General features: G+C 50.2%; 12 protein-coding genes. All 12 read right to left on the minus strand.

All coding sequences use genetic code 11. The annotated features are described in order from the left end of the window. Positions 1-75 precede the first annotated feature (75 nt). Positions 76-567: a YajQ family cyclic di-GMP-binding protein gene (locus tag L6H65_RS04585; protein ID WP_236339280.1), complete on the minus strand. Its 492-nt coding sequence runs from the start codon at positions 565-567 to the stop codon at positions 76-78. Between the two features lie 141 nt (positions 568-708). After that, positions 709-1593, minus strand: a complete 885-nt coding sequence (locus L6H65_RS04590) for a helix-turn-helix domain-containing protein (protein WP_236339282.1) — start codon at positions 1591-1593, stop codon at positions 709-711. A gap of 33 nt (positions 1594-1626) precedes the next feature. Then, on the minus strand, positions 1627-2391 hold the full coding sequence (locus tag L6H65_RS04595) for a DUF3388 domain-containing protein (RefSeq protein ID WP_236339284.1): 765 nt from the start codon (positions 2389-2391) through the stop codon (positions 1627-1629). 173 nt (positions 2392-2564) lie between these two features. Continuing rightward, positions 2565-2810, minus strand: a complete 246-nt coding sequence (locus tag L6H65_RS04600; protein ID WP_236339287.1) for a DUF3243 domain-containing protein — start codon at positions 2808-2810, stop codon at positions 2565-2567. A 121-nt stretch (positions 2811-2931) separates the two neighbouring features. Further along, positions 2932-3663: an elongation factor P 5-aminopentanone reductase gene (gene ymfI / locus L6H65_RS04605; protein WP_236339443.1), complete on the minus strand. Its 732-nt coding sequence runs from the start codon at positions 3661-3663 to the stop codon at positions 2932-2934. Positions 3664-3677: 14 nt separating this feature from the next. After that, positions 3678-4964, minus strand: coding sequence for an EF-P 5-aminopentanol modification-associated protein YfmH (yfmH, locus tag L6H65_RS04610; RefSeq protein ID WP_236339288.1), 1287 nt, complete (start codon positions 4962-4964; stop codon positions 3678-3680). A gap of 3 nt (positions 4965-4967) precedes the next feature. Continuing rightward, a complete protein-coding gene (yfmF, locus tag L6H65_RS04615) occupies positions 4968-6251 on the minus strand; it encodes an EF-P 5-aminopentanol modification-associated protein YfmF (protein WP_236339289.1) in 1284 nt (427 codons plus the stop codon). A gap of 129 nt (positions 6252-6380) precedes the next feature. Next, on the minus strand, positions 6381-7187 hold the full coding sequence (gene sleB / locus L6H65_RS04620; protein ID WP_236339290.1) for a spore cortex-lytic enzyme: 807 nt from the start codon (positions 7185-7187) through the stop codon (positions 6381-6383). A 104-nt stretch (positions 7188-7291) separates the two neighbouring features. Continuing rightward, on the minus strand, positions 7292-9952 hold the full coding sequence (locus tag L6H65_RS04625) for an FtsK/SpoIIIE family DNA translocase (RefSeq protein WP_236339291.1): 2661 nt from the start codon (positions 9950-9952) through the stop codon (positions 7292-7294). A 49-nt stretch (positions 9953-10001) separates the two neighbouring features. Continuing rightward, positions 10002-10229: a YlzJ-like family protein gene (locus tag L6H65_RS04630; protein WP_236339292.1), complete on the minus strand. Its 228-nt coding sequence runs from the start codon at positions 10227-10229 to the stop codon at positions 10002-10004. Then, a complete protein-coding gene (locus tag L6H65_RS04635; RefSeq protein ID WP_236339444.1) occupies positions 10226-10942 on the minus strand; it encodes a ClpP family protease in 717 nt (238 codons plus the stop codon). Before L6H65_RS04635 ends, L6H65_RS04630 begins: the two co-directional genes overlap by 4 nt. A 285-nt stretch (positions 10943-11227) precedes the next feature. Further along, positions 11228-12907, minus strand: coding sequence for a ribonuclease J (locus L6H65_RS04640; protein WP_236339293.1), 1680 nt, complete (start codon positions 12905-12907; stop codon positions 11228-11230). Between the last annotated feature and the right edge of the window lie 108 nt (positions 12908-13015).

The raw sequence follows: 13015 nt of genomic DNA on the forward strand, positions 1-13015 counted from the left end.
GCTGTCAAAATAGGAAAAAGTCCCATAAACCGCTGTGATTCGTGCTAGAATTGGGACTTCTGCCTTATATAAAACTTAACGATAGTTAGTAAATTGCAATTCAATTTGCAAATCAGCGCCGCGCAAAAGCGTCATTACAGCCTGCAGATCATCGCGGCTCTTGCCTGTAACGCGAATCTGATCGCCTTGAATCTGGCTTTTCACTTTAAGCTTCGAATCCCGAATCAGAATATTGATCTTCTTCGAAATGTCCTGCTCAATGCCTTGCTTCAGCGTAATCCGCTGTCTGACCGTTGCAGCTGATGCGGGCTCGACCTTGCCGTATTCCAGATTCTTAATCGGAACGCCGCGCTTGACCATCTTGGATTGCAAAATGTCGATAACGCTCGCCAGCTTGTACTCATCATCCGAGGCGACTACCAACACTTCCTTCTCCAGCTTGATGCTGCTCTTGCTTCCCTTGAAATCAAATCTTGTTTCAATCTCCCGCTCTGCTTGCGTGATCGCATTCACTAATTCCTGCATATCCACCTTGGATACGATATCAAATGAACTTTCCGAGCTCATGTATGCAGCAACTCCTTTTCCAACTCTTTCATGTCACGTATTATAACCGAAATGGCTGCACAAGAAAAGGCATCCCCTCCATATGGAAGAGATGCGCCTCATCGTTCATGCAAATGGTGCATGAATGGTCACAATGAAGTCTTATGTCGAGGGGACCGCATCAGCCGATGGATCAAACTGTAATTTGCGCGGCCCTGATTTGTTGCCGTCGTCAACGACTACGCCATCAATCGACACCTCTACCAGATCCGCCCGACCGACATTAACATAGATCGGTCCGTCAACCTCGAACGTTCTAGTATCACCGTCCTGCAGAGATTCAGACAGGAGCGATTCGCCTTTGCTGTTCGTCTTCTTCACACCAATCCAGCAGGCTCCGCCCGACACTTTAAGCTCAAGCTTGTGCGTGCCGCTTGTCGACATCTCATAATAATCCGTCCGTCCTGAGCTGCGACTCAGCGTCAATGCCGTTGTCACAGGAGGCGTGACAGGAGGCTCAGGGTCAGGCTGCACCACATCAGGCTCCTTAACTGCGTTGCCGTCAGCAGGCTTATCCGTATTATTCTTATTCGAATCCGGCTGGTTCGTTTCGTCGGTAATCTTGGATTGATCTACTGTATCCGTTTTCTCGTCATCCGGCTTATTAATCGCAAACACATACACAACAACAACAATGAGCAGCATGAATGACCACATCAGAGCTTTGAAGCCCCACTTGCTCCATCTATCCGAGCTTTGAGTTCGAGCACTCCTTGGTCGCTGCATCGGCTCAACAACTTGCTCCGTCACTGGCGCCGGCACTTCATTATTATACAAACGGAGCACTTCCTCGGCATCCAGACCGACAGCCTCCGAATAGTTTTTCACGAATGCACGCACATAGAATGTGCCTGGCAGAATCCTGTAATTGCCTTCCTCAATCGCTTCCAAATAGCGTTTCTGAATTTTCGTTAAATCCTGAATGTCATCTAGCGTCATTCCACGCTGCTCGCGCGCTTTGCGAAGCAAGGCTCCCAAATCTGACATGACCACACCTCCTGTTCAATTGGATTCCTGCTTCTAGAAATCGTTGTAGCCTGTTGTAAAGGTCTCATACGATATTTCTTCATCAGGTGTGTTGCGCAGCTCGATAATATAATCAAAAGTGCTATAGTCGTAGGACGATTCCTTAATAAAGATATCCGGATGCTCAATAACCTTCGTACATGGCATCGCCATAATCTCTTGCAGCAGCGAATAATGCTTCTCATTGGAGCGCATCGTGCTGACAATACCGTCAATAATAAACACATTATTATCGTTGAGCTCCTCTTCGGAGAGCTGGCTTCTCACCGTCTGCCTAAGCAAGGTGGATGAAATGAATGTCCAGCGCTTATTGGAGCAGACGCTTCCGGCAATAATCGACTCTGTTTTCCCTACTCGCGGCATGCCTCTCAAGCCGATAACCTGATTTCCGTCCTGCTTGAACACCTCGCCCAGAAAATCAACGAGCATTCCGAGCTCATCGCGCGTAAATCGAAAGGTCTTGCGATCGTCTGAATCCCGTTCGATATAACGGCCGTGACGTACCGCCAAAATATCTACCAGCTTAGGCTCTCGCAGCTTAAGCACAGTAATATTATCCACTTTCTTGAGCATTCTGCCGAGAATTTCAATCTTCTCATCATCGTTCGTTTGCAGCAGCATGCCGCGCGTGCGATTCTCAACACCGTTAATGGTCACAATATTAACTTCAAGCATACCAAGCAGAGAAGCAATATCTCCAAGCAAGCCTGGTCGATTCTTATAGATCTTATATTCCATATACCACTGTTTAACTTCCATGAGACACCTCGCCCGAGGATTATTGATAGATAATTGGTACGGCCTATGTAAGGACTAGACTATGCTTTCAAAAAAACTATTCTACAATATCCACCAAAATCCTGCAAGAGAATCGGAAAACATTGCAGAAAAGCCTCCTGCTCTGGAGGCTTTTCTGCTTCGAAGCTCTACGACTACTGCACCAGCTTGACCATCAGCCTTGCAATCGTCTTTTTCTCCTCTTCATCGCCGATATCCCACAGTTCCTTAAGAACGCGTTCCTGTTCGTTTTTGGGATCGACCTTCTCATCCAGGAAGGAGCCGATCTCGAAAGCAAGCTTAGAAATCGTTTCTTCACTCAAACCGATGTTCTCAGCTTGCTTCACACGATCCGCCAAAAATTGCTTCCATGTTTCGAAATTAGTGAGGACAGTTGTCATCTTCGCTAACGCCTCCTTTGCGTGTTGGCCGTTATTCGGCAACAATCGTATTGTGCACGCAAAGGTCACTTCTTATACGACGACAGTCCGATTCAAAAAGTTTTAAGCGAAAGGCCGATTATCAAGTATGCCAGCCGCCATTAGGACTGATGACTTGCCCTGTGATATAAGCAGATTCCGGCAATGCCAGAAAATATACGAGGGAGGCAATCTCATCGGGCTGAGCGAATCGTCCAGCCGGAATTTCGGATTCCAGGGCCGACTTCTCCCCTTCGTTAAGATTATCCAGCATGACCGTATCGACAGCTCCCGGAGCAACGGCATTAACGGTCACATTAGATGGCGCAAGCTCTTTGGCCAGCGCCTTCGTGAAGGCGTTCATGCCTCCCTTGGTCGTCGAATACAGCACCTCGCAGGAAGCGCCTGTCATCCCCCAAATCGAGGAAACGTTAATAATACGGCCGAAACGCTGTGCAATCATCGCAGGCATGAAAATTTGCGTACACAGAAACATGCCCTTCAAATTAACCGCCATGACATCATCCCATGTCTCCTCCGTCACATCGGAGAGCATGCTGTAATGCGCAATACCCGCATTATTGACAACAATATCCGGGACCATGCCGCTACTCTCAAGCTTCTCCCGCATTCGCTGCAGCTGCTCCTTGGAGCGAAGATCAGCCGAAACGGTCATTACATTCGCTGCTCCAAGCCGCATGCAGGTGCGTGCGGTTTCATTCGCTGCTTCATGCGCTTGATTGTAATGAATGACAACGCTCATGCCTTCCGCGGCAAAACGGCGTGCAATTGCAGCACCGATGCCCCGGCTTCCCCCGGTCACAAGCACAGTCATTTCATTTAATGTTTTCACTTTGCGCCTTTGGAAACGATGGAAACAGCCATTCGATCCCAGTTAAAATGCTCGCGCAGCCGCTTATTCGCTTCCTCAATCGTAATGCTCTCATAAAGAGGAAGCAGCTTGAACAAATCCGCGCCACGGAACCGGTATCTCGTAAACTCGCTGGCAATAGCCTCAGGGGAGTTAAGCATACGAAGATAACCGCCGATTTTTTTCTTTTTTGTCCGCTCGAACGACTGCACATTCAGGCCGCTTTTCTGCGTATTTTCGATTGCTTCGCGCAAACGCTCGATGAGCAGATCAGGATCGCGGGTTTCGCCTCCGATTACAGAAAAGGCATAGTCCTCGCTGCTGTTGAATTCATGCCCGAAAGAATCCGAGATGAGGTTGTCATCATACAGCTCGTGATAGATCGGTGAGCTCGACCCAAGCAGTGAATCGAGCATCAGCTTCGTGATCAGCTCGGTTCTAAGCAGCGCATTCGGCTCCAGCGGCTCGCGATGCTCCTTGAAGCCGAACAGACATTTGGGCTGGGAGACAGGAAGCGCCGTCAGCTTGCGAGGCTGCTTGACCGAAGCAGGCTCAGGATCGAAATAGCGTGCAATAGGTCCTTGCGGCGCAAAGGTCTTCCTCGCTTGATTATTCCTTACAAGCTCCATCACATCAAGCGGCTTCACGCCGCCAACAATGAAGAGAAACATATTGGACGGGTGATAGAACGTTTCATAGCAGCTGTACAGCGTCTCCTTGTCAATCTGGCGAATCGACTCTGCCGTGCCTGCGATATCAATATGGATGGGATGCACATGGTACAGCGCGTCAATAAGGCCAAAATAAACGCGCCAATCCGCATTATCGCGATACATATTGATCTCCTGCTCGATAATTCCCTTCTCCTTCTCTACATTCTCATCCGTGAAGTAAGGATGCTGAACGAAATCGAGAAGCGTTTCAAGATTTGCCGGAATCTGTTCCGTAGCAGAAAACAAATATACAGTGCGGTCAAAGCTCGTAAAAGCATTCGCGGATGCTCCTTGCGAGGCAAAGGTGGCAAAGATATCGCCTGTCGGCTCCTCGAACATTTTGTGCTCCAGAAAATGCGCGATGCCGTCTGGAACCGAAATCGGGTCTCCCTTATCAACTGCGAAGCGGTTGTCGATAGAACCATAACGTGTTGCAAAGGTCGCATAGGTCTTGCTGAAGCCTTCCTTGGGAAGGACGACAACCTCCAAGCCGTTTGGCATTATTTCGCGATACAACGTTTCCATAACACCGGGATAAGCTAACGTCTCCATCTGCTATTCCTCCTTCCCGTCGCGCAGGAAATAAATCGTATCCAGCTCGACCTTGCGCGCTACCGCAGCAATTTGTTCCGCAGTAACGGCCTCCACCTGCTGCAGCAGCTCATCAGCCGAACGTTCGCGTCCAGATAGCACTGTATTGAAATCAAAGCTGATCATCTCATTGGCGGAATCCTTCAGCTCGCGCAAATGATTGGCGATCATCGCCTTCGTCTGGCTCATCTCCAGCTCGCTGTAATGTCCCGACCGCATACTTTCCAGCTGCTTCTGAATAATATCGGTCGCTTTATCATAATTGGCAATTTCAATGCCGGATTGAATCGTGCATATGCCCTTATGTCCATCAAGGCGAGAAGCTGCGTAGTAAGCCAGACTCGCCTTTTCCCGCACATTGAGAAACAGCTTGGAGTGCGGATATCCGCCAAGAATGCCGTTATATAACAGAGCGGCTGGATAATCATCATCCCCATATGCAGTGTTGATGCGCAGCCCCATATTCAGCTTTCCTTGGCTGACGTCCATACTTTCGATAATCGTGCGGACCTTGCCCGGTGTGCTTTCAACAGGAGTGCTTGTATAAGGAGAGGGCTCCCCTCCATCGAGCCGGAAGGCACGTGCGACGATTTGCTTAACTTCTTCAAGCGTTGTATCTCCGACGACATACAGATCGAAAGCGGCTTGCGACAGCCACTGGCGATACATAGCCGTTAATGATTCTGCAGTAATGCCCGCAATATCGTCCATCTGACCGAGCGCATGCAGCCGAAAAGGCTCGTCATGGCACATTTCTTCGATACAGCGTTCTGCGGCATAGCGGATTTTATCGTTTACAATCGCTTCCATCCGCTTGCGCAAGGTGACCTTCTCCGCCTCTACATATTTGGCGCGCAGACGATTGCCCTCATCCGTTGCAGGGTCTGTCAGCACTTCGCCAAGCAGCTTCAACGAAGCAGACAGAAGCGGTGTTGTTGAGGAGACGAAACGGTCGTTAATGACGTCCATTCGAAACTGAATGATTTGCGAATGACCCCGTTTATACACATCAAATCCAAAGCCGGCGCCATACAGATCGTCCAGACGTTCGCGAAATGCGATTGTTTCAGGTGTTGCAGCCGTTCCCCGGCGCAGCACGAAAGGAATTAATGCGACAGGCGTCACCGTCTCTTCCTTAAGCGGCAACCCGGCATACAAGGAGATAGAGAACGTCTTGAATCGCTGTGTCGGCAGCACATGCAGTCGTATACGGTGAAGCTGACCTCGTTGAAATTGGGATTTGCTCACGCTATAGCTTCCCCTTCCGCTCCGATTTATAAAGTCAATCTATTCCATATTCCAAGGATCTATTCCATTCTACCCGATCGGAAATGGAAGAAGCAACCCGCGTGACAAACGGGCTGCTTCCGGTAGCTGCTACATGCAAAAAATGTGTTTGCCAATCGTCTTGACCTGCGGACGGCTCCAGATCCATTTGGACGTTGCCGTAACCGGATTAAAATAATAGATGCATCCTCCGCTTGGGTCATAGCCGTTAATCGCATCCTGCACCGCTTTACTGGCACTTTCGTTTGGCGTTAACCAGATTTGCCCGTCTGCTACCGCTGTAAACGCTCCTGGCTGAAAAATAACACCCGAGATCGAATTGGGGAAGCTTGGCGACTTGAGACGGTTAAGAATGACAGCGGCAACCGCTACCTGGCCGACATAGGGCTCGCCGCGGGCCTCGCCGTACACAGCGTTGGCCATCAGCTTCAGATCATTGGCGGATAAGCCAAGCTTCGCAGACTGGACATTTGATTTGCCGCCTGTAGATTCGGCCTTGGGCTTGCTGCCCGCGCCAGCTCCTCCGCCACCTGAGCTCGCCGATGGCGGCAGATCAGCGGCAGTTGGACGCCAGCTCTTCGTTGCTTCCCACAGCTTCAGCTTTGTCTTCGCTGCGACGATGCCGTCCGCCTTCATTCCGAACTCGCCTTGAAACCATTTAACAGACTTCAATGTTGACCAGCCGTACTGCCCGTCTATCTTGCCCTTGAAGAAGCCTAAATGCTTGAGACGTCCTTGCAGTTCATACACATCTTTACCTGCCGAGCCTACCTTCAATGTGGCGTTGCTGAAAGTTTCTGTCGTTTGACCGCTGCCTGCATGCTTCAGCGTGAAGGCTCCGAACAACAGAAGGACGATGACAACAGTCACCGAAATTAATCGATGTCGATTTCTCATTAAGTAATCTGCCTTTCCCTTGCCCTTGCAAGTGGTATTTGCAAAGCAAACGATGCTTGTTACTAGTATGAGAAATGACATTGGCTTCTATGCACGATTTTGTCTTAGGAGCTAATCTTTCCTGCATCGTATTGATCCAGCGTAAGAAGAACCTCCCTTGGCTTGCTTCCTTCATAAGGGCCGATAATATGCTTTGCTTCCATTTGGTCAATGAGCCGCGCGGCCCTTGTATAGCCAATTCTCATCCGGCGCTGCAGCAGCGATACAGAGGCCTGCTTCGCTTCCAGCACGATGCGAACCGCTTGATCGAACAGCTCATCCTGCATCTCATCCATTTCTTGTACACTGTCATCGATTTCGGGCACAAGATCCTCTTTGTACTCCGCTTCCCCCTGCTCGCGAGAAAAGGCTACAACCGCCTCCACTTCCCCATCGGACAGAAATGCCCCTTGAACCCGTATCGGCTTCGACATTCCCACCGGCAGGAACAGCATATCTCCCCGACCGAGCAGCTTCTCAGCACCGACCATGTCAAGAATCGTCCGCGAATCGACCTGTGATGACACGCCGAATGCAATTCTGGACGGAATATTCGCTTTGATGACACCTGTAATGACATCTACAGACGGACGCTGTGTTGCGATGATGAGATGAATGCCGGCTGCACGCGCCATCTGCGCGAGACGGCAGATGGCGTCCTCAACGTCATTGGCTGCAACCATCATGAGATCTGCCAGCTCATCCACAATGACGACGATGAATGGGAGCACAGCAGCAGGATTATCAGCCATCAGCGTATTATAGCCTTCCATATTGCGCGTGCCTGATTTGGAGAACAGCTCATATCGCTTCTCCATCTCCACTACAATCTTCTTCAGTGCAAGCGAAGCCCGCCTTGGATCTGTAACGACAGGCGCAAGCAAATGCGGAATGCCGTTGTACATATTGAGCTCAACCATCTTGGGATCAATCATGAGAAACTTCACTTCATCCGGTCTTGCTTTGTACAGGATGCTCGTTATAATGCCGTTAATACAAACGGACTTGCCTGAGCCTGTCGCTCCTGCCACAAGCAAGTGGGGCATCTTCGCCAAATTGCCGATAATCGGCTGGCCGGATATATCCCGCCCAAACGATATGGAGAGCTTGGACGGCGCATTAAGAAACGCTGGCGTTTCCATGACTTCCCGCATCGTTACAACAGATACTTCATTGTTGGGCACTTCGATGCCAATTGCGGATTTGCCTGGAATGGGCGCTTCCATCCGAATATCCTTGGCAGCGAGCGCCAGCGCTATATCGTCTGTCAGTCCGACAATCCGGCTGACCTTGACGCCTGTCGCGGGCTGTACCTCATACCGTGTTACAGCAGGCCCTCGGACAACATCAAGCACCTTGGCGCGAACGCCGAAACTCTCCAAAGTCGCTTCCAGCTTCCTTCTGGAGTCATTTGCATCTGACAGATCACCCGCCCTGCCGCTTCCGCCTGGCTTGGCGAGCAGCGACAATGGCGGGAGCTGATACGGCTTCTCGGATGGCGGACGACTCACCGCCGTCGCTGGAGCTTGCTGAGCGAGCGCTTCGCTTTGCTCTGTCAATGGAATGCTTTCGACTGCATTTCGGGCCTGAACGTTAGTGGATTCATCATCATGCTGGAAATCATCGTCGTGTGCTGGATAACTTTCACCCTGCTCCTGAACGTGCACCTGCTGCTGTTCCGTTGTTGGCTCATTCTCCGAATAAGCATCCTCCCAAGGGAGCGCTTCCTCTATAGGATGCTCCGGAACAGCAGCCTGTCCGTCCCCATTGAAGTTATAATCCTGCCAATCTTGCTCGCTGGCATGATCATCCTCATCCGCCCATTGAGGCTGCTTCCGGCCATGCGGCGGTGTAGCCGACAATCTTTCATCATCCATCAGCCACTCGCCGTCTCGTGCCTCCTGCTCATTGTCCTCCTGAGGAGGAGAATCATTGAACCACGAGAAGAAACGCGCTCCGCGTCCGCGAGGTCTTCTTGGCTGCTGCTCATGATCGTCGTCATCATCATCCATGTCATCATTCACAATAACGGCATTACCTCTGCCGTTCGCTGCTCTTGCAGGTGTGCCTGCCGGCAGTGCAGACGGCCTTTTAGCGATCAGCTTCTTTGCAAGCAAGGACAACAGACGCCCTCCCCTGCGATGAATGATTCGAGCTATGTCGACATAAGACTTCCCGGTCATGAGCATGATGGAAATCGCAAACATGACGAGCATAATGAACTTGGCGCCAAAATAGCCAAACAACCAATAAAGCACCGTATACTGTACAGCTCCGGCATAACCGCCGCTTACTGATTGCTGAACCATAGCAGCTTCCTCAGTTGGCGGCGCTTCCAACAATGCTGCCCGCACATCGCTCCCAAGCTCAAGCATAATATAACTCGCCGTCAAGCCGCCTGTTGGCTCCGTCTTCCCATTCATGACCGATATGGAGCTGTAGAGCGTGCATGCCAGCACAAACAGGAGAAGCCCCGTTTTGCGGTTTGACCAGCCCGATGGCCAAGCCCGTTTGATCATAACGGCCAAGCCGACATAAATGCCGACAAGAGCCAGCACAAAGTAAAACTTCCCGAGAATAAGACCAAACAGCTTGGACAATGAGCGCCCCACAGTCGCCTCCCCTGAGAGCGCAATGACAGACAACGTTATAAGCAAAATACCGTAAACTTCATATTTGAGACTCGCAGCAAGCGAGTTTTTCTTCTTTCGTCTTCGTTTAGCCAACTTCGTCACCTCTGGTTGCCATTATACCATAGGTGCCATCCAATGTTTACTACTTGATAACGGCTGGTCCAAGAGCAATAACGTTTCCCGGCGACAGCTCCGGTCGCAAATAAGCGTCCAGCGGGCATTCAACGAGCCGGACAATACGCCCCACGCCCGGGGATAGCGGCTCCACCTGCATACGGACATCACCAATCACGATGTCCATATAGGCGTTCCTCTGCTCGTTCATCCCTTCGAATACGAGCTCAAGCGGAATATTGGTGTATATCGTCATTGCGGCAGTCCTCCTATCCCGTTGCGCTTGCGCTCCTCGATATAGCCGTTCAGCTCCTGCAGCGCATGTCCAAGCCCGCCTACAGCATCGATCAGGCCATGCTTGACTGCATCAACGCCAATAACTGTCGTGCCAATATCGCGCGTCAGCTCACCCGTCTTGAACATTAGCTCCTTGAACCGTTCCTCTGTCACATTGGAATGCGAGGTAACGAATCTGACCACCCGCTCCTGCATCTTCTCCAAATAATCAAACGTTTGCGGAACGCCGATGATAAGTCCGTTGAGCCTGATCGGATGAATGGTCATCGTAGCGGTTTCCGCTATAAACGATTTGAGTCCTGCAACAGCAATCGGCACTCCGATCGAATGTCCGCCGCCAAGAACAAGAGTGACCGTCGGCTTCGTCAGCGTTGATATCATTTCCGCTATCGCAAGTCCTGCCTCCACATCTCCTCCAACTGTATTCAGAACGATGAAAATCCCTTCGATCTTCGGATTCTGCTCCGCTGCGACAAGCTGTGGAATAATATGCTCATATTTTGTCGTTTTGTTCTGCGGAGGCAGCACTAGATGTCCTTCAATCTGCCCGATAATCGTCATGCAAAAAATATTGGATTCCGCCTGCGGCGTCATCGTCTGACCTAATTGCTGTATAGTGTCTACAATCGGATTCACCATTTTTCGTTCCTCATTCGGCACCGGCTGCTCCATTGTATTGGCCCTTGTTTCTTCCCACATGCTGCTTCCTCCTCTGATATGAACCTTAGATCCCGTCAATGCTGTTATGCTGCCCTGCTGCAGTATGGCTAGTCATATGTTTAAGCTGCCCAGCTTCGCCTAATTTTGACGACCGCTTTTCTATAGGGCGACTATGTCTCGGCTCTCATAGTATGGAAGAACAATGTCGATTTATACGAGAAAATGAACAATTACGCAATAAAAAAACGGTTTCCTCCACCGGAATAACCGGACAAGAGGAAACCGTCTATAACTAATCTATACTTCCATAATAATTGGCAAAATCATTGGGCGGCGACGAGTTTGCTCATAAAGGAAACGGCCAAGCGCATCCTTCACATTCGTCTTGAGCGAAGCCCATTCGTTCACTTTATCGTTCATAAGCTTATGAAGCGTCGTCGTAACAATGCGATTCGCTTCTTCAAGAAGCCCTTCCGACTCACGCACATAAACGAATCCACGCGAAATAATGTCTGGACCGGATAGAATCGTGCCATCCTGCTTGCTGAGTGTAACGACAACAACGAGAATCCCATCCTGGGACAGCAGCTTGCGGTCACGAAGCACGATATTGCCTACATCGCCGACGCCAAGTCCATCGATAAGCACGTTTCCTGCAGGTACTTTGCTGCCTTTGCGGGCTGCTCCGCCTTGCACTTCCACTGTATCGCCGTTATCGATGATGAAGATGTTCTCTCTTTCGATTCCTACTGCTTCTCCAAGCAATGCGTGCTGACGAAGCATGCGGTATTCACCGTGAATCGGAATAAAGTACTTCGGTCTGATCAGGTTAAGCATCAGCTTCAATTCTTCCTGGCTTCCGTGACCGGAAACGTGAACCCCGGATACCGAACCCGGACCATAGATCACATTCGCTCCAAGGCGGAACAGCTCGTCTACCGTGCGGCCAACATGGCGCTCGTTGCCAGGGATCGGCGTAGCAGCGATAATAACGGTGTCTCCTGGCAGAATATCGACTTTACGATGCGTTGAACGCGCCATGCGCGTCAAGGCCGACATCGGCTCGCCTTGGCTGCCTGTCGAAAGAATGACGACACGGTCTGCTGCCATCTTGTTCACTTCTTCCGGCTCGATAATCATACCTTCCGGAATGATCAAGTAGCCGAGCTCTGAAGCGATGGATACAACATTAACCATGCTGCGGCCAACGACTGCAATTTTACGTTTCGTTGCCATTGCGGCATTAACGACCTGCTGAATTCTATGCACATTCGAGGCAAAGGTCGCAACGACAACACGCTGCGTAGCTTTACGGAAAATATCCTCTAATTCTACCCCAATCTTGCTCTCCGATGGGGTATAGCCTGGACGTTCTGCGTTCGTACTGTCAGACAGCAGCGCAACAACGCCGCGTCTTCCGATATCAGCAATGCGCTGAAGATCGGCATATTGATCGTTAACTGGTGTGTGATCAAATTTGAAGTCACCCGTATGTACAACGGTTCCTTCTGGCGTGTCCAGGCATACACCGAGGGAGTCTGGTATGCTGTGGTTTGTTTTGAAGAAAGAAGCATGGATGGAGCCGAGCTCCAGTTCCGATTCGGCGTTAATAAGAATACGTTTCGTTTCGCCGAGCAGACCCGCTTCCTTCAGCTTGCCTTCAATAAGGCCGAGTGTAAGCTTCGTCCCGTAGACAGGCACGTTCAAATGTTTGAGAACATAAGGCAATCCGCCGATATGATCCTCGTGGCCATGTGTAATCAGGATCGCTCTTACTTTATCCCGATTATCTGTCAAATACGTAATGTCTGGAATAACAATATCGATTCCGAGCATGTCCTCCTCGGGGAATTTCAATCCAGAATCCACGACTACAATGTCGTTCCCATATTGTATAACATACATATTTTTCCCAATTTCACCGACGCCGCCCAGTGCAAAAATAAGCAGCTTATCCTGGTTGTTCTTCTTAGACAAGTGTATCTATACCCCCTAATAGTATTGCGAAACGCTGACAGTCATTGTTAAACGCTTACTAAACCGGCGTTTCATACAAAATCATTGTCTTTAGCATTCGCTATTCCT

The organism is Paenibacillus plantiphilus, from assembly GCF_927798095.1.
Taxonomy (GTDB): Bacteria; Bacillota; Bacilli; order Paenibacillales; family Paenibacillaceae; genus Paenibacillus_Z; species Paenibacillus_Z plantiphilus.

Excerpts from the sequence above, each read along its gene's own strand:
- L6H65_RS04630 (WP_236339292.1), bottom strand. The coding sequence starts at position 10,229 with ATGACGATATACACCAATATTCCGCTTGAGCTCGTATTCGAAGGGATG.
- yfmH (WP_236339288.1), bottom strand. The coding sequence starts at position 4,964 with ATGGAGACGTTAGCTTATCCCGGTGTTATGGAAACGTTGTATCGCGAA.
- L6H65_RS04585 (WP_236339280.1), bottom strand. The coding sequence starts at position 567 with ATGAGCTCGGAAAGTTCATTTGATATCGTATCCAAGGTGGATATGCAG.
- L6H65_RS04635 (WP_236339444.1), bottom strand. The coding sequence starts at position 10,942 with ATGGAGCAGCCGGTGCCGAATGAGGAACGAAAAATGGTGAATCCGATT.
- L6H65_RS04590 (WP_236339282.1), bottom strand. The coding sequence starts at position 1,593 with ATGTCAGATTTGGGAGCCTTGCTTCGCAAAGCGCGCGAGCAGCGTGGA.
- sleB (WP_236339290.1), bottom strand. The coding sequence starts at position 7,187 with ATGAGAAATCGACATCGATTAATTTCGGTGACTGTTGTCATCGTCCTT.
- ymfI (WP_236339443.1), bottom strand. The coding sequence starts at position 3,663 with ATGACTGTGCTTGTGACCGGGGGAAGCCGGGGCATCGGTGCTGCAATT.
- L6H65_RS04600 (WP_236339287.1), bottom strand. The coding sequence starts at position 2,810 with ATGACAACTGTCCTCACTAATTTCGAAACATGGAAGCAATTTTTGGCG.
- L6H65_RS04595 (WP_236339284.1), bottom strand. The coding sequence starts at position 2,391 with ATGGAAGTTAAACAGTGGTATATGGAATATAAGATCTATAAGAATCGA.